General features: G+C 60.1%; 20 protein-coding genes, 1 tRNA gene and 2 pseudogenes. 15 read left to right on the forward strand and 8 right to left on the reverse strand.

Annotated elements, in window-relative coordinates; translation table 11 throughout:
• Positions 1-28: 28 nt before the first annotated feature.
• Positions 29-1,051: a ferrochelatase gene (gene hemH / locus WHX55_RS26210; protein ID WP_151213815.1), complete on the reverse strand. Its 1,023-nt coding sequence runs from the start codon at positions 1,049-1,051 to the stop codon at positions 29-31.
• A gap of 13 nt (positions 1,052-1,064) precedes the next feature.
• Positions 1,065-1,967 (reverse strand): TIGR01777 family oxidoreductase, encoded by a 903-nt coding sequence (locus WHX55_RS26215; protein ID WP_150756367.1) that lies wholly within the window; start codon positions 1,965-1,967, stop codon positions 1,065-1,067.
• A 196-nt stretch (positions 1,968-2,163) separates the two neighbouring features.
• On the opposite strand from WHX55_RS26215, the gene WHX55_RS26220 reads away from it, so the two are divergent.
• The 7 genes and pseudogenes from WHX55_RS26220 (at position 2,164) to WHX55_RS26250 (ending at position 7,580) form a co-directional block, all read left to right on the forward strand.
• Positions 2,164-3,150, forward strand: a complete 987-nt coding sequence (locus tag WHX55_RS26220; protein WP_150728004.1) for an NAD(P)/FAD-dependent oxidoreductase — start codon at positions 2,164-2,166, stop codon at positions 3,148-3,150.
• Between the two features lie 203 nt (positions 3,151-3,353).
• Positions 3,354-3,890, forward strand: a pseudogene (locus tag WHX55_RS26225) (DUF1722 domain-containing protein); the annotation flags it as partial.
• On the forward strand, positions 3,890-4,831 hold the full coding sequence (locus tag WHX55_RS26230) for a MerR family transcriptional regulator (protein ID WP_353741574.1): 942 nt from the start codon (positions 3,890-3,892) through the stop codon (positions 4,829-4,831). The pseudogene WHX55_RS26225 and the gene WHX55_RS26230, both read left to right, overlap by 1 nt.
• A gap of 21 nt (positions 4,832-4,852) precedes the next feature.
• Positions 4,853-6,295: a deoxyribodipyrimidine photo-lyase gene (phrB, locus tag WHX55_RS26235; RefSeq protein WP_353741575.1), complete on the forward strand. Its 1,443-nt coding sequence runs from the start codon at positions 4,853-4,855 to the stop codon at positions 6,293-6,295.
• Between the two features lie 2 nt (positions 6,296-6,297).
• Positions 6,298-6,396: pseudogene (locus tag WHX55_RS26240) on the forward strand (nuclear transport factor 2 family protein); the annotation flags it as partial.
• Positions 6,393-7,175 carry an SDR family NAD(P)-dependent oxidoreductase gene (locus WHX55_RS26245; protein WP_151213810.1) on the forward strand — a complete coding sequence of 261 codons (783 nt, stop codon included), beginning with the start codon at positions 6,393-6,395 and terminating at the stop codon, positions 7,173-7,175. The pseudogene WHX55_RS26240 and the gene WHX55_RS26245, both read left to right, overlap by 4 nt.
• A gap of 99 nt (positions 7,176-7,274) precedes the next feature.
• Positions 7,275-7,580, forward strand: a complete 306-nt coding sequence (locus tag WHX55_RS26250; protein WP_056726267.1) for a YkgJ family cysteine cluster protein — start codon at positions 7,275-7,277, stop codon at positions 7,578-7,580.
• A 144-nt stretch (positions 7,581-7,724) separates the two neighbouring features.
• Here the strand turns inward: WHX55_RS26250 and WHX55_RS26255 are convergent, their stop codons facing one another.
• The 6 genes from WHX55_RS26255 to hemA form a co-directional block, all read right to left on the reverse strand.
• On the reverse strand, positions 7,725-8,243 hold the full coding sequence (locus WHX55_RS26255) for an acyloxyacyl hydrolase (RefSeq protein WP_150759016.1): 519 nt from the start codon (positions 8,241-8,243) through the stop codon (positions 7,725-7,727).
• 123 nt (positions 8,244-8,366) lie between these two features.
• Positions 8,367-9,158, reverse strand: coding sequence for a glutamate racemase (gene murI, locus WHX55_RS26260; RefSeq protein WP_150756373.1), 792 nt, complete (start codon positions 9,156-9,158; stop codon positions 8,367-8,369).
• Positions 9,151-9,906: a molybdopterin-synthase adenylyltransferase MoeB gene (locus WHX55_RS26265; RefSeq protein WP_151213809.1), complete on the reverse strand. Its 756-nt coding sequence runs from the start codon at positions 9,904-9,906 to the stop codon at positions 9,151-9,153. Before WHX55_RS26265 ends, murI begins: the two co-directional genes overlap by 8 nt.
• Positions 9,900-10,730, reverse strand: coding sequence for a peptide chain release factor N(5)-glutamine methyltransferase (gene prmC / locus WHX55_RS26270; protein WP_150759018.1), 831 nt, complete (start codon positions 10,728-10,730; stop codon positions 9,900-9,902). The genes WHX55_RS26265 and prmC overlap by 7 nt, the downstream gene beginning before the upstream one ends.
• Complete coding sequence (gene prfA / locus WHX55_RS26275; protein ID WP_108214862.1) at positions 10,731-11,813, reverse strand: peptide chain release factor 1; 1,083 nt, start codon at positions 11,811-11,813, stop codon at positions 10,731-10,733.
• Positions 11,810-13,099: a glutamyl-tRNA reductase gene (gene hemA, locus WHX55_RS26280; RefSeq protein WP_056726273.1), complete on the reverse strand. Its 1,290-nt coding sequence runs from the start codon at positions 13,097-13,099 to the stop codon at positions 11,810-11,812. Before hemA ends, prfA begins: the two co-directional genes overlap by 4 nt.
• 233 nt (positions 13,100-13,332) lie before the next feature.
• Here hemA and WHX55_RS26285 point away from each other — a divergent pair, with 233 nt between their 5' ends.
• From WHX55_RS26285 to ychF, 8 genes are all read left to right on the forward strand, one after another.
• Entirely contained in the window at positions 13,333-15,057 is a 1,725-nt protein-coding gene (locus WHX55_RS26285) for a tetratricopeptide repeat protein (protein ID WP_150728015.1), read from the forward strand.
• Positions 15,058-15,061: 4 nt separating this feature from the next.
• Positions 15,062-15,679, forward strand: a complete 618-nt coding sequence (gene lolB, locus WHX55_RS26290; protein ID WP_353741576.1) for a lipoprotein insertase outer membrane protein LolB — start codon at positions 15,062-15,064, stop codon at positions 15,677-15,679.
• A 1-nt stretch (position 15,680) separates the two neighbouring features.
• A complete protein-coding gene (gene ispE / locus WHX55_RS26295) occupies positions 15,681-16,532 on the forward strand; it encodes a 4-(cytidine 5'-diphospho)-2-C-methyl-D-erythritol kinase (protein ID WP_353741577.1) in 852 nt (283 codons plus the stop codon).
• Positions 16,533-16,568: 36 nt separating this feature from the next.
• Positions 16,569-16,643: transfer RNA gene (locus tag WHX55_RS26300), tRNA-Gln, on the forward strand.
• 46 nt (positions 16,644-16,689) lie between these two features.
• The gene (locus WHX55_RS26305) at positions 16,690-17,631 is read left to right on the forward strand and encodes a ribose-phosphate pyrophosphokinase (protein WP_003208392.1); all 942 of its coding nucleotides are present in this window, start codon (positions 16,690-16,692) and stop codon (positions 17,629-17,631) included.
• Positions 17,632-17,773: 142 nt separating this feature from the next.
• Positions 17,774-18,373, forward strand: a complete 600-nt coding sequence (locus tag WHX55_RS26310) for a 50S ribosomal protein L25/general stress protein Ctc (protein WP_008046051.1) — start codon at positions 17,774-17,776, stop codon at positions 18,371-18,373.
• A gap of 169 nt (positions 18,374-18,542) precedes the next feature.
• Complete coding sequence (gene pth / locus WHX55_RS26315; protein WP_046030136.1) at positions 18,543-19,127, forward strand: aminoacyl-tRNA hydrolase; 585 nt, start codon at positions 18,543-18,545, stop codon at positions 19,125-19,127.
• A gap of 22 nt (positions 19,128-19,149) precedes the next feature.
• The gene (gene ychF / locus WHX55_RS26320; RefSeq protein WP_150728018.1) at positions 19,150-20,250 is read left to right on the forward strand and encodes a redox-regulated ATPase YchF; all 1,101 of its coding nucleotides are present in this window, start codon (positions 19,150-19,152) and stop codon (positions 20,248-20,250) included.
• Positions 20,251-20,335: the final 85 nt, after the last annotated feature.

The following is a 20,335-nucleotide window of genomic DNA, read 5'->3' on the forward strand; positions in this document are numbered from 1 at the left end:
TGTGGGAGCGAGCCTGCTCGCGAAGCTTTTAAAGCGCCAACGGCGCGCGCTCGCACAACACACTCAACGCCCGCGCCCAATGCGGATCATCGTTGAGGCACGGCACCAGCACCAACTCCTCGCCCCCCGCCTCGCGGAATTGCTCCTTGCCGCGATCACCGATCTCTTCCAGGGTCTCGATGCAATCGGCAACGAACGCCGGGCACATCACCAGAACCTTTTTCACGCCGCTTTTGGCCAACTCATCCAGGCGCGCTTCGGTGTAGGGTTCGATCCATTTGGCGCGCCCCAGACGCGACTGGAACGACACCGACCACTTGCCCTCCGGCAACCCCATGCGTTTGGCAAACTCTGCCGCCGTACGCAGGCACTGGCCGCGATAACAGGTGGCGACCACCTCCGGCGGCGCGCCGGCGCAGCAATCACCACCACCCTCGAAGCTGTGACCGGGGTTGAGCTTCTTCAGATGCCGTTCCGGCAAGCCGTGAAAGCTCATCAGCAAGTGATCGAAATCCTGCTCCAGATAGGGTTGGGTCGTGGCCACCAGCGCATCGAGGTATTCCGGTTGATCGTAGAACGGTTGCAGCACCGACAGTTGCACGTCGAGGTTTTTCTCGCGCACCACGCGTATGGCCTCTTCGATGACCGTAGTCGTGGTGCTGTCGGCGAACTGTGGATACAGCGGCGCCAGGGTGATTCGCTTGTGCCCCCCGGCGGCCATGCGCACCAGCGTCGATTCAATCGACGGCTCGCCGTAGCGCATCGCCAGTTCGACCGGGCCATGCTGCCATTGACGGGTCATGGCTTGTTGCAGGCGACGGCTGAGCACCACCAGCGGCGAGCCCTCGTCCCACCAGATCGAGGCATAAGCATGGGCCGACTGCTCGGGACGCTTGATCAGAATCAGCGACACCAGCAGCCGTCGAACCGGCCATGGCAGGTCGATCACGTACGGGTCCATCAGAAATTGATTGAGGTAACTGCGCACATCCGCCACCGAGGTGGAGGCAGGTGAACCCAGATTGACCAGAAGCAACGCGTGATCGGTCATGCAACGTCCTATTTCAAAGGCGACCGGACAGATCGTCCAGAGCCGCGCGCAAATCCGTGAACTTAAAAGTGAAACCAGCCTGTAACAAACGCACCGGAGTGGCGCGCTGGCCGCCCAGCAACAGCAAGGACAACTCGCCCAGCCCGACCTTCAATACGAAGGCCGGCATCGGCATGAAGGTCGGGCGATGCAGTACGCCACCCAGCGCCGTGGCAAACTCGCGGTTGCGCACAGGCTTGGGCGCGCACGCATTATAGGGACCGCTGGCCTCGTTGCGATGCAGAAGAAAATCAATCAGGGCGATTTGATCGTTGATGTGAATCCACGGCATCCACTGCCGGCCGTTGCCGATCGGCCCTCCCAGGCCCCATTTGAAGGGCAGCAACAGCCGCGACAAAAAGCCGCCCTCCGCCGACAGCACCAACCCGGTTCGAATGAGGATGACGCGAATGCCCAGCGCTTCTGCCCGCTGTGCAGTCTCTTCCCAGGCGATACATAACTGGCTGGCGAAATCTTCGCTGACCGGCCCCGAGTCCTCGGTCAGTTCGCGCTCGCCACCGTCGCCATACCAGCCGACAGCCGAACCGGAAATCATCACCCATGGTTTCTGCTCGCGACTTTCAAGCCACGCCAGCAGGGTTTCAGTCAGCGTGATGCGGCTGCTCCACAACAAGGCTTTACGCTTGTGTGTCCAGGGCCGGTCGGCAATCGGCGCTCCGGCCAGATTGACGATCGCATCGACCGGCTCCTGCCCCAGATCCTCCAGCCGGGCAACTCCACGCACTTGGGTACCACATATTTTCGCGACTTTTTCAGGCTGGCGACTCCAGACTGTCAGGCGATGGCCCTGCCCTGACCAGTGCCGGCAGAGCTGACGTCCTATCAAACCAGTACCGCCGGTCAGCAATATGTGCATGACTTCTTCCTCGCGTGGCGTTTTACCTTGTCCATTAGTCTATTTTTATAAGCAGGGATCTTTGGTATCGAGCAGGCTCTATGTTTAACAATAGGCCAAGCTGTCAGAACGAGAACGCTAAAAGTTATACCAAAAAACAATATTGTACAGGTTTGAACCCCGGCGTAGTCTGTACAGAAAGGTAAACGAGGCCCCTATGACTGTACCTATCGCAATCATCGGCACCGGCATCGCCGGACTCTCCGCCGCCCAGGCCCTGACGGACCTCGGGTACGTGGTTCAACTATTCGATAAAAGTCGCGGCAGCGGCGGGCGCATGTCGAGCAAGCGCAGCGATGCGGGTGCCCTGGACATGGGCACGCAATACTTCACCGCCCGCGACCGCCGCTTTGTCACGGAAGTCCAGCGCTGGCAGGCCAAAGGCTGGGTCGCCGAGTGGACGCCGCAGCTGTACACCTACCATGGCGGCCAGCTCAACCTGTCACCGGACGAGCAGACCCGCTGGGTCGGCACGCCCCGCATGAGCGCCATCACCCGCGCCCTGCTCGGTGACCTGGAAGTGCATTTCGCCTGCCGGATCACCGAGGTCTATCGCGGTGAAGAACACTGGCACCTGCAGGACGCCGAGGGCTTCACCCACGGACCGTTCAGCCACGTGGTCATCGCCACGCCGGCCCCACAGGCCACGGCTCTGCTGGCGTCAGCGCCGAAACTCGCCGGCGCCGCGGCCGGCGTGAAAATGGACCCCACCTGGGCCGTCGCGCTGGCCTTCGAAACGCCGCTGGAAACGCCCATGGAAGGCTGCTTCGTACAGGACAGCCCCCTCGACTGGCTGGCCCGCAACCGCAGCAAACCTGGACGCGACAACACCCTCGACACTTGGGTCCTGCATGCCACCAGCGCCTGGAGTCGCCAGCACATCGACCTGTCCAAGGAAGCGGTGATCGAGCAGTTGCACGGCGCCTTCGCCGAACTGCTGCACGATTCCATGCCCGCACCAAGCTTCAGCCTCGCCCACCGCTGGCTCTACGCCCGCCCCGCCAGCAGTCACGAATGGGGCACCCTGGCCGATGCCGACCTGGGGCTGTACGCCTGTGGCGACTGGTGCCTGTCCGGACGTGTCGAAGGGGCCTGGCTCAGCGGTCAGGAAGCCGCTCGCCGCTTGCATGAGCACCTGCAGTAAAGAGCATCAACCCGAGCAAATCGCTGCTGTCACCATGGACAGCAGCCCGCCACAAAACCTATACATAACATTTGACTTGTACAACTTCGAATCTATGATGAAGTTATCCTGTACAAACTCGACCGTCTGCACAGGTTCAGATTCGAGGTGCTCCGATGTTCCACTCCCCCACCAAACCGAAAATCGCCATCAGCGCCTGTCTGCTGCACCCGGACTTGCCGGTGGAGGAAGATGGCGGGCTCAATGATCCGGTGCTGCGGGAAAACTTCCTCACCCGCGTGTCCGCCTACAACGCCTGGCAGCAACTGTGCCAGGAAGGCCTGACCCGGCGCGGGCTCACCGACTTTCACTCGCGCTACAAATACCTGCTGATGGCCCACAACCCGGTGCAATACAAAACCCTGGGCCACCTGCTGGGCAACATGGGCCATACCGATCCGCAGGAACTGGGGCCCCGCTATTTCAGCGAACTGATGGCGGCGCTGAAAAAGTGCGCCACCCGTCGCACTCACACCAACGTCCTGCAACACCTCAGTGGCTACCTGAAACAGGCCATCAGCCGTGAAGAAAAGCAGGCAGTGCAACACGTGATCAGCCAGTACCGCCTGGGCATCGTGCCGCTGGTGGTGCCGCTGACGCTGCTCAAACATCACTTTAACCAACACCCTGATCCGTACATCGCACAGCAGGTTTGCCTGCAACCGCACCCGGAAAACCACAGCCTGCGAAACGCCATCTGATGAAAAAGGCACTCGACACCAGCGCCCGCGAAGACCTCGGCGATGACTTTAAAAAGGCGCTGGAAGAAGGCTGGCTGCCGATCCGTGAAGTGGCGCGGCAAACCGGGGTCAATGCCGTGACCTTGCGCGCCTGGGAGCGGCGCTACGGCCTGATCGTGCCGCAACGCACACCCAAGGGCCATCGGTTGTTCTCGGCCGACCATGTACAACGCATCCAGACCATCCTCACCTGGCTCAACCGTGGCGTTGCCGTCAGCCAGGTCAAGCCATTGCTCGACACGCCGCAAACCTTCAGCGAGTTCGTCGACAACGATTGGCACGCCTTGCTGCAAACGTTGCTGCAGGCAGTCAGCCGATTGCAGGAACGTGCCCTGGATGACAGCGTCAATCAGGCGATGGCGTTGTATCCGCCGCGAACCCTGTGCGAGCACTTGCTGATGCCCTTGCTGGCCGCTCTGGAGCAACGCTGGCAAGGCCAGTTCGGGGCGCAGATGGAGCGGGGCTTTTTTTGTGCCTGGCTACGCAGCAAATTCGGTGCGCGCATCTACCATAACAATCGTCAGTTGCGCACCGCGCCGCTGTTGCTGGTCAACCACTCGGACCTGCCCGTGGAACCGCACCTGTGGCTCACGGCCTGGCTGATCAGCAGCGCGGACTGCCCGGTGGAGGTCTTCGACTGGCCGCTGCCTGTCGGCGAATTGGCATTGGCAGTCGAACTGCTGCAACCCCGAGGGGTTCTGCTGTACTCCAGCAAAGCCCTGAACCTGGTACAACTGCCGAAACTATTGAAAGGAATCAGTTGCCCAAAAATGATTGCCGGACCAACGGTATGCATCCACCACGCCGAGTTGTCCGCAAGTACTACCGAGATCGCTGATTTGTACCTGGCCGAAAATCCGTTGTCGGCACATCAGGCACTCGTTCAGCGCGGGCTGATTTAAATGAAACGCGTGGATACCAAAATGCAATTGATCTGGCTGCGCAGCGACTTGCGTCTACATGACAACACCGCCCTCTCGGCCGCCGCGGCTCGCGGCCCCTGCGTGGCGGTGTATCTGCTGAGTCCGGAACAATGGCTGGAACACGACGATGCGCCCTGCAAAGTGGACTTCTGGCTGCGTAACCTGCGCGAACTGAGCCGCGAACTGGGTCAACTGAACATTCCCCTGCTGATCCGCCAGGCTCCCCGCTGGGATGACGCGCCAAGCGTATTGCTGAACTTGTGCCGACAGTGGCAGATCGACGCGTTGCACCTCAACGATGAATACGGCATCCATGAGTCCTGCCGTGATGCAGTGGTCGCCCGGACGCTACAGGCCGAAGGCATCGAAGCTCACCGCTACCTCGATCAATTGCTGTTCAAGCCCGGGAGCGTGCTGACCCGGACCGGCACTTACTTTCAGGTCTTCAGCCAGTTCCGCAAAGTCTGCTACGAGCGACTGCACCACTCGCTGCCCAGCCTGGTCCGCGCGCCGCACAAACAAGCGCCGCTGAACATTGCCAGCGATGCGATCCCCTTGAGTGTCGACGGCTTCGCAACACCCGCTGATAACTTGCGCAACCTGTGGCCGGCGGGGGAAGCAGAAGCCCGGCATCGCCTCGACAGCTTTAGCGATGCACAGATCGAGCACTATCAAAGCGAACGGGATTTCCCGGCGAAGCCCGGCACCAGTCAGCTCTCGGCCTATCTGGCCGCCGGGGTAATTTCTCCGCGTCAATGCCTGTACGCTGCCTTGAACAGCAATCAAGGTGAATTCGAAAGCGGCAAGACCGGCGCCGTCACCTGGATCAACGAACTGCTGTGGCGCGAGTTCTACAAACACATCCTGGTGGGTTACCCACGGGTTTCCCGGCACCGCGCGTTTCGTCCGGAAACCGAAGCGCTGGCCTGGCGCAACGCCCCCGAAGAACTGGCCGCCTGGCAACAGGCGCGTACCGGTTTACCTATCATCGACGCCGCCATGCGCCAACTGCTGGCAACCGGCTGGATGCACAACCGCCTGCGCATGGTGGTGGCGATGTTCCTGAGCAAAAACCTGCTGATCGACTGGCGCGAAGGCGAACGATTTTTCATGCGTCACCTGATTGATGGCGACCTGGCGGCGAACAATGGTGGCTGGCAGTGGAGTTCCTCCACCGGCACCGACTCGGCGCCTTACTTCCGGATTTTCAACCCGCTGAGCCAGTCGGAAAAATTCGACCCCGAAGGCATGTTCATCAAGCAATGGCTGCCGGAACTGGCCGAGCTGAATAAAAAAGACGTGCACAACCCCGCCAATCTCGGCGGCCTTTTCGGTGTTGTGGATTACCCCTCACCGATCGTCGACCTGAGTACTTCCCGTACGCGTGCGTTGACGGCATTCAAAAACCTGCCCTCGCGGCAATACGCCGCCGTTGGGTCATGAATTACCGCCACCGGGATGACTTCGATGCCGGGGCTTTGCATTATGAACATTTACCCGCATTGGGCCGGGCAATTGACTGGCTGAAAAGGAGATTGGGATGAGTCGTACACCCGCACGACGATACTGGCTGACCGGTGCAAGCAGCGGCATCGGTGCCGCCCTGGCCGAAGAAATCCTGAAAACCGGTGCGCACCTGGCCGTCAGTTCGCGCACCGTGGCACCACTGAAAGACTTGTCGCTACGTTATCCGGGACAAGTGCTGGTAGTCGCCGGAGACCTGACCAACAGCCAGACCGTACGCGAGATCGGCGAGCAGATTGCCGAGGACTGGGGCTCGCTGGACACCGTGATACTCAATGCCGGCACCAGCGAGTACGTGGACGCCAAGCAGTTCGATGCGTCGATTGTCGAGCATGTGGTGCGCACCAACCTGCTGGCCAGCAGCTATTGCATCGACGCCGCCCTGCCTTTGCTGCGGGCCGGCATCGCACCGCATATGGTCGCCATGGCCAGTACGGTGACTTACCTGCCGTTGCCCAAGGCAGAAGCGTACGGCGCCTCGAAGGCCGGGCTTCGTTACCTGTTCGAATCCCTGCGCATCGATCTGGCCCCGGAAGGCATAGAACTCACGGTGATCAGCCCCGGGTTTGTCGAAACGCCGCTGACGGCGAAAAACGACTCCCCCATGCCCTTGAGCTGGCCGGTGGAGAAAGCCGCGCGGCACATCTTCGAAAAACTCAAGGACCGCCCGCTGGAGATCGCTTTCCCGGCAGCGTTCATGGCCACCCTCTGGCCGCTCTCCAAACGGCCGGACCGAGTGAAACTGGAGATCGGCATGCGCATGGTGCGCAGCCAGCCGCCGATCAAGGATCAACCCTGAAAATCGCCATCATCGGCAGCGGTATCCCGGACGTTCCGATACTTGAGCGTCCGTCAGACCTTTCACACAGCACCCGGTGACTGCCTTACACTGCGCGCCATGAAAACCATCCCCCATACGCAAATCGCGGAACCCGCGGTCACCTGCTCGACCTGCGCGGCCTGCTGCTGCCAGCTCGAAGTCATGCTGATCACCGATACGGGTGTGCCTGAACGGTTCATCGATACCGATGATTGGGGCGGGGAAGTGATGCTGCGCCTGGATGACGGCTGGTGCGCCGCGCTGGATCGCAACACGATGATGTGCACCATCTACGAAAAACGCCCGCTGATCTGCCGGGAATTCGAGATGGGCGCACCGGAGTGCATCGAGGAACGCCAGGGGATTTCGACGGCGTATCGCTGAATTGAAAAACAACGCGCGCCCCTGTGGGAGCGAGCTTGCTCGCGATAGCGATTTCAGACTCAACATTGATGTTGAATTTAAAGCCGCTATCGCGAGCAAGCACGCTCCCACAGAGGGATTTGCAACCCGCTGAAACCGTGGTGCTTACAACGGCATCGTGTAATGCAATGCGTAGCTTTCTACACCATCGTTCGGAGTGGTGATCCCGGCGTTGGAATAGTGCGTCGCACGAACCCCGACTTCATGTCCGCCGGCAAAGCGCAAACCGAAACCAAAGCGGTCTTCGAACTGGAAGGCGCTGCCCAGATCGTTGTTTTCGACTTCGGTGCTGGCAAAGGCCGCCACGCCAACCCCAAACTCGATGTAGGGTTTGACGCTCTGGCCGGAAAATTCATAAACAAGCACGGGCGAGAACGACAGGCTGTGGTTACTGGATTGCTCGTCACCTTCCCAATAGGTGTAGGCGCCGTCCCAATAACCGGTCAGACGACCCACGTCACTCTGCCACCAGCTCTGGTCCCAATCGAATTGCATCCCCAATCGATAGGTCATGGTCGACTCGCCGGTTTGCCCCACGGCAAACTCCACACCTGCCGCCTGCGCGGTAAAAGTGTGCCCCATCAGTGCGGCCGCAATCGCGGCCAAGCAGAATAGTCGCTTCACTAGAAACTTCCTTTTCCGAACGATTTCGTATGGTTTTTTTGTTGCCAAGCCTTGCAAAACTATAGAAGTCAGCGATTTATCAGAAGTTCACCCGACTCTTCGTATTCCCCCCCGGACAGCCTTCTACCTGTTGAAGCTTCGCACAACGCCAGCGGTATTCCACAGTATCGGCAAGATATTTCTGAAATGTAGCGGATCGGCGCTGGTCCAGAACTGCGCTTCGCGAGCAGGCCCCTCGGCGAGCAGCTCGCCTTCGGCCAGCAGCCGCTGAAGCTGGCGCGCGACGGCGGCGCCGGTGTCGATCAGACTGATGTCCTCGGGGATCATCTGCCGCAGCATCGGCTTGAGAAAGGGGTAATGGGTGCAGCCGAGAATCAGGGTGTCCGCGCCGGCAGCCAGCAATGGCCGGACATACCCGGCCAATAGCTGGCGCAACTCGGGGCTGCGCAGGTCGCCGTTTTCAATCAGCTCCACCAGCCCGGGACAGGGCTGGGTGATCACTTTCACGTCCGTGGCGAAGCGGTCGAGTAACGCTGCGAACTTGGCACTTTGCAAAGTACCGGTGGTGGCCAGCACCCCCACCACGCCGGAGCGGGTTGCGGCGGCGGCCGGTTTGACTGCCGGCTCCATGCCGACGATGGGCCATTCTGGGTAGTCGCGACGCAAGTCGGCGACGCCGGCCACCGTGGCCGTGTTGCACGCCAGCACCAGGGCCTTGGCGCCCTGTTGCCGAAAGAAGTCGGCCATCACGCTGCAACGTTGCTGGATAAATTCCGGGGTTTTCTCGCCGTAGGGAACATTCCCGCAGTCGGCGACGTACAGCAGAGATTCATTGGGCAGCAAACGCTGGATCTCGGCCAGTACCGAGAGCCCGCCGACACCGGAGTCGAACACGCCTATCGGCGCTTCACGCATGTTTCGACCCACAGACGCTGCAACCCGGATCGCGCTTGACCCGCAATTCACGGAAGCGCGTGCCCAAGGCATCGATCAACAACAGGCGCCCCACCAGTGGCTCACCGAATCCGGCTAGTAACTTCAACGCCTCCAGCGCTTGCAGACTGCCAACCAGACCCACCAGCGGACCGACTACGCCGGCCTCGCTACAGGTCAATTCGGCCTCGCTGCCGTGCCCGTACAAACAGTGGTAGCACGGACTCTCCGGCCGACGCGGATCGAACACCGACAGTTGCCCTTCGAGGCGAATCGCCGCGCCGCTGACCAGCGGTTTGCCGGCGGTTACGCAAGCGGCGTTGACCGCTTCACGGGTGGAAAAATTGTCAGAGCAATCGAGGACCAGATCTACCCCGGCCACCACGGCGGCCAGGGAGTCTTCGTCCAGCGCCGCACGATGGGCGATCAACTGGATCTCGGGATTGATCGCCGTCAGCCGCTTGAGCGCCGAATCGACCTTGGTCATGCCGACGCTGTCGGTGTCGTGAATGATCTGGCGTTGCAGGTTGGTCAGGTCGACCGTGTCGAAGTCCGCCAGGTGCAACTCGCCAACCCCGGCGGCCGCCAGATACAGCGCCACTGGCGCGCCAAGGCCGCCAAGACCGACGATCAATACGCGGCTTTCCTTGAGCCGCAACTGGCCGTCGATATCGATGTGTTGCAGCAGAATCTGCCGACTGTAGCGCAACAACTCCTGATCATTCAGCACGGCAGGCGCCCCAGACTGATGCGTTGGTGACCGCCCAGATCGGTGCGGCTGTGGACTTCTTCAAATCCGCGGGTCAGCAATAAATCGCGAACTGCCTCGGCCTGATCATAGCCGTGTTCGAGCATCAGCCAACCGCCGGCATCCAGATGCTCCGGCGCCTGGGCGACGATCAGGCGCAGATCGTCGAGCCCGTCGACTCCCGCCACCAAAGCGCTGGCCGGTTCAAAGCGCACATCGCCCTCAACCAGATGCGGATCGGTCGCTGCGATGTAGGGCGGATTGCTGATGATCAGTTGAAAACGCTGACCTTCCAGGGCGCTGAACCAATGACTGCTCAGTACCTTGGCGTTGTTCAGGTGCAGACGCTGGCGATTGCGCTCGGCCAGGGCCACGGCCTCCAGCACGCGATCCACGGCAGTGACGTTCCACGCCGGACGCTCACTGGCCAGGGCCAGGGCGATGGCGCCGCTGCCGGTGCCGAGGTCGAGCACCTTGGCCGGTGTGGCCGGTAACAGTTCCAGCGCGGCTTCCACCAGCAGTTCGGTGTCGGGGCGCGGGATCAGCGTGTGCGGCGCCACTTCCAGGTCCAGCTTCCAGAAGCCCTGCTGGCCGAGGATATAGGCCACCGGCTCGCCGCCGCGACGGCGTTGCAAATATTCGGCAAACGTCAGCGCCGCTTCGCTCGGCACGATGCGCTCCGGCCAGGTGTGCAGGAAACTGCGGGACTTGCCCAAGGCCGCCGCCAGCAGCAATTCGGCATCCAGACGCGCCGTCGGCGAGTCGGGTAAATCAGCGGCGCGCAACAAACTGGCAATGATCGTCATTTACTCACCTATCGCGGCCAGTTGATCGGCCTGGTACTCGGCCAGCAACGGCTCGATCACCGCCTCGACACCGCCGGCGAGGATCTCGTCGAGGGAATACAAGGTCAGGTTGACCCGGTGGTCGGTGACCCGACCCTGGGCAAAATTATAGGTGCGAATGCGCTCGGAACGGTCGCCGGAGCCGACCAGCAACTTGCGCTCGCTGGCGATGGCGTTGGCTGCGGCGCAGGTCTGCTGATCGTTCAGCTTGGCCGACAACCAGGACATCGCCCGGGCGCGGTTCTTGTGCTGTGAACGTTCTTCCTGGCACTCGACGACAATGCCGGACGGCAAGTGCGTGATACGGATCGCCGAGTCGGTCTTGTTGACGTGCTGGCCACCGGCGCCGGAGGAGCGATAGGTATCGATGCGCAGGTCGGCCGGGTTGATCTCGATGGCTTCCTGTTCGTCCGGCTCGGGCAGTACCGCCACGGTGCAGGCCGACGTGTGGATGCGGCCCTGGGATTCGGTCGCCGGAACCCGCTGCACGCGGTGCGCGCCGGATTCGAATTTGAGCTTGCCGTAGACGTTGTCACCCTCGACCCGGGCAATCACCTCTTTATAGCCGCCGTGTTCACCCTCGTTTTCCGAGAGGATTTCCACCCGCCAGCCACGGCGCTCGGCGTAACGCGAATACATGCGGAACAGGTCACCGGAGAAAATCGCCGCTTCGTCACCGCCGGTACCGGCACGGATTTCGAGGAACACGTTGCGCCCGTCGTTCGGGTCCTTGGGCAGCAGCATGCGCTGCAGGTCGGCTTCGAGCGTGACCAGGCGCTCCTTGGCCTCGCGGACTTCTTCCACGGCCATTTCACGCATGTCCGGGTCGCTGTCCTTGAGCAGTGCCTGGGCGCCTTCGAGGTCGTCCTGCACTTTCAGCAGTTCTTTATAGACGCCCACGATCGGTTCGACTTCCGCGTACTCCTTGGAATAGGTGCGGAACTTGTTCTGATCGGAAATGACCTCGCCGTCGCCCAGCAGGGCGGTCAATTCCTCGAAACGGTCCTGGAGGATATCCAGCTTATTGAGCAGTGACGCTTTCATTGCGGTTTTTTATCCGAAAAGCTATCCGATGAGCCCTCACCGAGGGCAAAGAGTTCCTGGGCCATCGCCAGCGCATCCAGGCGACCTTCGGCAGAGAGCTTTTTCAACTGCACGCTCGGGGCGTGCAACAGTTTGTTGGTCAGCCCGCGGGCCAGTTGCACCAGCACCTCTTCGGCACTGCTGCCGTTGGCCAGCATGCGCTGGGCCTTTTGCAATTCTTCGTCGCGCAGGCGTTCGCTCTGTTGACGATAGGCCTTGAGCACGTCCACCGCCGCCAGCTCGCGCAGGCGGACCATGAAATCTTCAGCGCCGATCGAGACCATCTCTTCGGCGGCCTGGGCTGCGCCCTGACGACTCTTGAGGTTCTCGGCGACCACTTCGTGGAGATCGTCGACGCTATAGAGGTAAACGTCGTCCAGTTCGCCGACTTCTGGCTCGATGTCACGGGGTACAGCGATATCCACCATGAAGATCGGTTTGTGCTTGCGCAGTTTCAAGGCGCTTTCCACTGCACCCTTGCCCAGAATCGGCAACTGGCTGGCGGTGGAACTGATGACGATATCGCTGCGCACCAGCTCTGCCGGAATATCCGACAACAACACCGCATGAGCACCGAACTGCTCGGCCAGAATGCTCGCGCGCTCCAGGGTACGGTTGGCGACCACGATGCGCTTCACACCCAGGTCATGCAGATGGCGGGCGACCAGGGTGATGGTCTCGCCGGCGCCGATCAACAAGGCCTGGCTGCGTTGCAGGTCGCTGAAAATCTGCTTGGCCAGGCTCACCGCGGCAAACGCCACCGACACCGGGTTCTCGCCGATGGCCGTGTCCGTGCGCACCTGCTTGGCCGCATTGAACGTGGCCTGGAACAGCCGCCCGAGCAACGGCCCGATGGTGCCGGCCTCGCGGGCCACGGCATAGGCCGACTTCATCTGGCCGAGAATCTGCGGCTCGCCCAGCACCAGCGAGTCGAGCCCGGAAGCGACCCGCATCATGTGACGAACTGCCGCATCATCTTCATGCACATAGGCGCTTTCGCGCAGCTCGTCGTAGCTCAAATGATGATATTCGGCCAGCCAGCGCAGCACGACGTCCGCCGACAGGTGATCCTGTTCTATATAGAGTTCACTGCGATTGCAGGTGGAGAGGATCGCAGCTTCGCGGCTGTCGGTGAGTCGGCAGAGCTGCTGCAAGGCCTCAACCAGCTGCTCAGGGGTAAAAGCCACGCGCTCGCGGACGTCTACTGAAGCAGTCTTGTGGTTAATACCGAGTGCAAGGAAGGCCATTCAAAGTCGCTGATTGTGACGTGAAGCCGACAATTGTCCTACTTCGACGGAATCAGAACAACCACTCGATATCTATCGTGCCAGTAGGCGACGCCGACGTTGCGAGCGGTTCTCGTTTAAAGGATCGCCCAGAGTCGTTTATCGGGCTGGCAGGTAAATTGCCGGGCCGGTTATGTTTGGCCGAAAGCTTGTGTCATGATGATCCGACCGCAGGTTAGTCGTCCTCCTCCTATATGAATAGATCTTCCGCGTTGCTCCTCGCTCTTGTCTTCCTCAGCGGCTGCCAGGCCTTGGCACCCGTGTCGTCGGACAGTGCGCCGCCGGTTGAAGACAGCACCCCGGCCCCTGAAAAGCCCAAGGTCTACAGCTCATTCAGCGAGGAAACCGTCTTCAGCCTGTTGAGCGCCGAACTGGCTGGCCAGCGCAATCGTTTCGACATTGCCCTGGACAACTATGTGACCCAGGCCATCAACACCCAAGATCCGGGCATCTCCGAGCGGGCATTTCGTATCGCCGAATATCTGGGCGCCGATCAGGCAGCCCTGGATACTGCGCTGATCTGGGCCAGGAACGCCCCCGACGACCTCGAAGCGCAACGTGCCGCCGCCGTGCAACTGGCACGCGCCGGGCGTTATGACGACTCCATGGTCTATATGGAGAGAGTCCTGCAAGGCAAGGGCGACACCCATTTCGACTTCCTTGCGCTGTCTGCGGCCGACACCGACCAGGACACCCGCAACGGCTTGATGCAAAGCTTCGACCGTTTGTTGCAGCGTCATCCGGACAACAGCCAGCTGATTTTCGGCAAGGCCTTGCTGATGCAACAGGACGGCGACACCAAAGGCGCGTTGAAGCTGCTGGAAGACAATCCACCTGAAGACGGCGAAATCGCCCCGATCCTGCTGCGTGCGCGGCTGTTGCAAACCCTTAATCGCGGTGACGAAGCCTTGCCGCTGCTGCAGAAAAGCATCAAGAAATACCCGGACGACAAGCGCCTGCGCCTGACTTACGCGCGCATGCTGGTTGAACAGGACCGCATGGACGACGCCAAGGCCGAGTTCTCGAGCCTGGTTCAGCAGTACCCGGAAGACGACGAACTGCGTTACTCGCTGGCGCTGGTCTGCCTGGAAGCCAAGGCCTGGAACGAGGCCAAGGGTTATCTTGAAGACCTGATCGCCCGGGAAAGCCACGTCGACTCGGCACACCTGAACCTCGGCCGCATCGCCGAAGAACAAAACGACCCGCAAGGCGCATTGATCGAGTACGCCAAGGTTGGCCCGGGCAACGATTTCCTGCCGGCGCAATTGCGTCAGGCCGACATCCTGATAGACAACGGCAGGACCGCCGAAGCGCAAAGAAAGCTGGCGGCAGAGCGCGACGAGCAGCCGGATTACGCGATCCAGCTGTACCTCATCGAAGCCGAAACCCTGTCCGCCAACAATCAGGGCGACAAGGCCTGGAGCGTTCTGCATCAAGCCTTGCAGCAATACCCGGACGATTTGAACCTGCTCTACACCCGTGCCATGCAGGCGGAAAAACGCAATGACCTGGCGCAGATGGAAAAGGACCTGCGCACGATCATCAAGCGCGACCCGGACAATGCCATGGCGTTGAACGCCCTCGGTTACACCCTGTCCGACCGCACCACGCGCTACGCCGAAGCCAAGGCCCTGATCGAACAGGCGCACCAGATCAGTCCGGAAGACCCGGCGGTACTCGACAGCCTTGGCTGGGTAAATTACCGCCTGGGCAATCTCGACGAAGCCGAGCGCCTGCTGCGCCAGGCCCTGGATCGCTTCCCCGATCAGGAAGTCGCCGCTCACCTGGGCGAAGTCCTGTGGGCCAACGGCAAACAGCGCGAAGCCAGACAAGTCTGGGGCAAATTCCTCAAGGAACAGCCTGACAGCCCGACCCTGCGCGGCACCATCAAACGCCTGACCGGATCAGAGACTCTTTAAGATTATGTTTTTGCGCCATTTCATCGTTTTCAGTTTTATCGCCCTGCTCGCCGGTTGCGCGGGCCTGGGTCCCCGCGAATCGGTCGAGGGTCATGGCAACGCCGCCCAATGGCGCGAGCACAAACAGCAACTGACCGGCCTCGATGGCTGGCAGATCGACGGCAAGATCGGCATCCGCGCCCCGAAAGACTCGGGAAGCGGCACGCTGTTCTGGTTGCAGCGCCAGGATTACTACGACATTCGCCTGTCGGGACCACTGGGCCGCGGCGCGGCTCGCCTGACCGGACGTCCGGGCAAGGTGTCGCTGGAAGTCGCCAACCAGGGACGTTACGACGCACCGAATCCGGAAGTGCTGCTCGAAGAACAGCTGGGCTGGAAATTGCCTGTGTCCGACCTGGCCTGGTGGGTGCGCGGGCTCCCGGCTCCCAACAGCAAAAGTCGCCTGACCCTGGACGGCGACAGCCGCCTGGCCAGCCTGGAACAGGATGGCTGGAAGGTCGACTACACCTCGTACACGCAACAAAACGGTTTCTGGTTGCCCGAGCGCATCAAGCTCAGCGGCACCGACCTTGATGTCACGCTGGTGATCAAGGTCTGGCAACCACGCAAACTGGGGCAATGACATGCCTGACAATCGCCTGACGCTGCCCTCGCCGGCCAAACTCAATTTGATGCTGCACATTCTGGGGCGCCGCGAAGACGGCTACCACGAACTGCAAACGATGTTTCAGTTTCTCGATTACGGCGACGAAATCACCTATGCCCTGCGCGATGACGGAGTCATCCGACTGCACACCGAATTCCCGGGCGTCCCCCACGACAGCAACCTGATCGTCAAGGCCGCCAGAAAACTTCAGGAGCAATCCGCTTGCTCGCTGGGCGTGGATATCTGGATCGACAAGATCCTGCCCATGGGCGGCGGCATCGGTGGCGGCAGCTCGAATGCGGCAACAACATTGCTTGGCTTGAACCATCTGTGGCAATTGGGCTGGGATGAAGATCGCCTGGCCGGCCTGGGGTTGACGCTGGGCGCCGACGTCCCGGTTTTCGTACGTGGCCACGCGGCTTTTGCCGAGGGCGTGGGGGAGAAACTGACCCCTGTAGACCCGGAAGAACCGTGGTATCTCGTGCTGGTACCGCAAGTCTCTGTAAGTACGGCAGAAATTTTTTCAGATCCGTTGTTGACACGTAACACTCCTCCCATTAAAGTGCGCCCCGTTCCCAAGGGAAACAGTCGAAATGACTGCTTGCCGGTGGTAACAAGGCGTTATCCAGAGGTACGTAACGCTTTGAATTTGCTAGGTAAATTTACCGAAGCAAAACTCACCGGAACTGGAAGTTGTGTGTTTGGGGGCTTCCCAAGCAAAGCTGAAGCTGATAGAGTCTCGGCCCTTCTTACAGAGACCCTTACAGGTTTTGTAGCAAAAGGAAGCAACATTTCGATGTTGCATCGCAAGCTTCAAGGTCTGCTCTAAAGGAACCGATTACTGGGTAATCGTTGCAACAGATACAGGGGCGTCGCCAAGCGGTAAGGCAGCAGGTTTTGATCCTGCCATGCGTTGGTTCGAATCCAGCCGCCCCTGCCATTTTCCTATACTCATCCAGGTTACCCTCAGCCTTCAGGTACTGCGCGTGTCCAAGATGATGGTCTTTACGGGGAACGCTAACCCCGATCTGGCTCGGCGTGTCGTACGTCAGCTGCATATCCCTCTCGGTGACATCTCTGTCGGTAAATTCTCCGACGGCGAAATTACAGCCGAGATCAATGAAAACGTCCGCGGTAAAGACGTCTTCATTATTCAGCCGACTTGCGCTCCGACCAACGATAACCTGATGGAACTGGTAGTGATGGCTGATGCCTTCCGCCGCTCCTCGGCTACTCGTATCACTGCTGTTATTCCTTACTTTGGTTATGCCCGTCAGGATCGCCGTCCGCGTTCCGCACGTGTGGCTATCAGCGCGAAAGTCGTGGCTGACATGCTTACCGTAGTCGGCATCGACCGTGTTCTCACGGTTGATCTGCATGCTGACCAAATCCAGGGTTTCTTCGATATTCCGGTAGATAACATCTACGGCTCCCCGGTTCTGGTGGATGACATCGAAGATCAGCGCTTCGAAAACCTGATGATCGTGTCCCCGGACATTGGCGGCGTCGTGCGTGCACGTGCCGTTGCCAAATCCCTGGGCGTGGATCTCGGGATCATCGACAAACGCCGTGAGAAAGCCAATCACTCTGAAGTGATGCATATCATCGGTGATGTCGAAGGGCGTACCTGTATTCTGGTCGATGACATGGTCGATACCGCCGGCACCCTGTGCCACGCGGCCAAGGCCCTGAAAGAGCATGGCGCCGCCAAGGTTTTCGCCTACTGCACACACCCTGTGCTGTCCGGTCGGGCGATCGAAAACATCGAAAATTCCATGCTGGACGAACTGGTGGTGACTAACACCATCCCGTTGTCCGCTGCTGCACAAGCCTGCTCGCGTATCCGTCAACTGGATATCGCGCCGGTAGTTGCCGAGGCGGTTCGCCGCATCAGCAATGAAGAATCGATCAGCGCGATGTTCCGCTAAGGGCCCTGCCCTTCTCGAAATGTCTCGTTGACGAAAAGCGCCCCGCCCCGGCATTCCTGTCGGGGCGGGGCTTTTTTGCCCATATCGCCTTTAGCGCTGGTCGCAAACGCTGGGGCGAATGTGGTTATTTTGGAGATACAACATGAACGATTTTACCCTGAATGCTGAAGTGCGTTCCGACCTGGGGAAAGGTGCGAGCCGCCGCCTGCGTCGTCTCGCAAGCCTGGTTCCAGCTGTAGTTTACGGTGGCGAAAAAGCCCCTGAATCCATCAGCATGCTGGCCAAAGAAGTTGCCAAACTGCTCGAAAACGAAGCGGCTTACAGCCACATCATCGAGCTGAACGTTGGTGGCACCAAGCAGAACGTCGTGATCAAAGCCCTGCAGCGTCACCCGGCCAAAGGCCACGTGATGCACGCTGACTTCGTACGCGTAGTAGCTGGCCAGAAACTGACCGCTATCGTTCCAGTGCACTTCATCAACGAAGAAGCACCGACCAAGAAAGGCGGCGAAATCTCGCACGTTGTTGCCGAGATCGAAGTTTCCTGCCTGCCGAAAGATCTGCCTGAGTTCATCGAAGTCGACCTGGCTAACGCTGAAATCGGTTCGATCATTCACCTGTCGGACCTCAAGGCGCCTAAAGGCGTTGAGTTCGTGGCCCTGGCACACGGCGATGACAAGGCTGTTGCCAACGTCCACGCTCCACGTGTTGCTCCAGAAGCTGCAGAAGGCGCTGCAGAGTAATTTTACTCTGTACGCCGGAGTGACCGGAAACATCGCGGACTAGAGCATAGCGAGAAAGCGGGCGAGAACGCGGAGTTTACATCATGGTAAATGAGCAATTTTCGTCCACTTTCGCCGCTTTCCCTGATTGCGGCGATGTTATCCACCACTCCAAGGAAGGGCCCCTATCGTGACTGCCATCAAACTGATCGTTGGCCTGGGAAATCCAGGCGCTGAATACGAACAGACCCGGCATAACGCAGGGGCCCTTTTTGTTGAGCGCATCGCGAACGCACAAGGCGTGAACCTTGTGGCGGACCGCAAATATTTCGGCCTGACCGGGCGCTATTCGCATCAGGGTCAGGATGTTCGTCTGCTGATTCCCACCACGTACATGAACCGCAGCGGCCAGGCCGTGGCGGCACTCGCCGGTTTCTTCCGCATCAAGCCTGAAGAAATCCTCGTGGCGCACGACGAACTCGACCTGCCACCCGGCGTTGCCAAGCTCAAGCAGGGCGGCGGCCATGGCGGTCACAACGGGTTGCGCGACATCATCGCGCAACTGGGCAATCAGAATACCTTTCATCGCTTGCGGCTTGGCATTGGCCACCCGGGCGTTGCCAGTATGGTTTCAAATTTCGTCCTGGGTCGTGCGCCACGCGCCGAACAGGAAAAACTCGATGCCAGCATCGACTTTGCCCTCGGCGTGCTGCCGGATATCCTCGCCGGGGAATGGAACCGCGCGATGAAAAACCTGCACAGCCAGAAGGCCTGACTCTTATCCGAGGGGAAACACCATGGGATTCAATTGCGGCATCGTCGGCCTGCCTAACGTCGGCAAGTCCACCCTGTTCAACGCCCTGACCAAATCCGGGATCGCGGCCGAGAACTTCCCCTTCTGCACCATCGAACCCAACAGCGGTATCGTGCCGATGCCGGATCCGCGCCTGGATGCCCTGGCAGCCATCGTCAATCCAAAGCGCATCCTGCCGACCACCATGGAGTTCGTCGACATCGCCGGCCTGGTTGCCGGTGCGTCGAAAGGTGAAGGACTGGGTAACAAGTTCCTGGCCAATATCCGTGAAACCGATGCCATCGCCCACGTGGTCCGCTGCTTCGAAGACGAGAACGTGATTCACGTCTCCAACAGCGTCGACCCGAAACGCGACATCGAAATCATCGAGCTGGAACTGATCTTCGCCGACCTCGACAGCTGCGAGAAGCAACTGCAGAAAGTCGCGCGCAACGCCAAGGGCGGTGACAAGGACGCAGTGGTCCAGAAAGGCCTGCTGGAGCAACTGATCGCCCACTTCACCGAAGGCAAGCCGGCGCGCAGCCTGATGAAGAACATGGGGGCCGACGAAAAAGCGGTGATCAAGGGCTTCCATTTGCTGACCACCAAACCGGTCATGTACATCGCCAACGTCGCTGAAGACGGTTTCGAGAACAACCCGCACCTGGACGTTGTACGCGCCATCGCCGAAGAAGAAGGCGCCGTGGTTGTACCGGTGTGCAACAAGATCGAAGCGGAAATCGCCGAGCTCGATGACGGCGAAGAGAAAGACATGTTCCTCGAAGCCCTGGGCCTCGAAGAGCCTGGCCTGAACCGCGTGATCCGCGCCGGCTACGAAATGCTGCACCTGCAGACCTACTTCACCGCCGGTGTCGAAGAAGTCCGCGCCTGGACCGTCCGCGTCGGTGCCACCGCACCTCAAGCCGCTGGCGTGATCCACACCGACTTCGAAAAAGGCTTCATCCGCGCCGAAGTGATCGCCTACAACGACTTCATCCAGTACAAGGGCGAAGCCGGTACCAAGGAAGCCGGTAAATGGCGCCTGGAAGGCAAGGACTACATCGTCAAAGACGGCGACGTGATGCATTTCCGCTTCAACGTGTAACGTTATACAGAGCTAAGCACCCGCCCAAGAAAAAGCCGCGTTTGATACGCGGCTTTTTTGTTCCCGAAACAATCATCCGCCACAC

Source organism: Pseudomonas fluorescens (assembly GCF_040448305.1).
Taxonomy (GTDB): Bacteria; Pseudomonadota; Gammaproteobacteria; order Pseudomonadales; family Pseudomonadaceae; genus Aquipseudomonas; species Aquipseudomonas fluorescens_BH.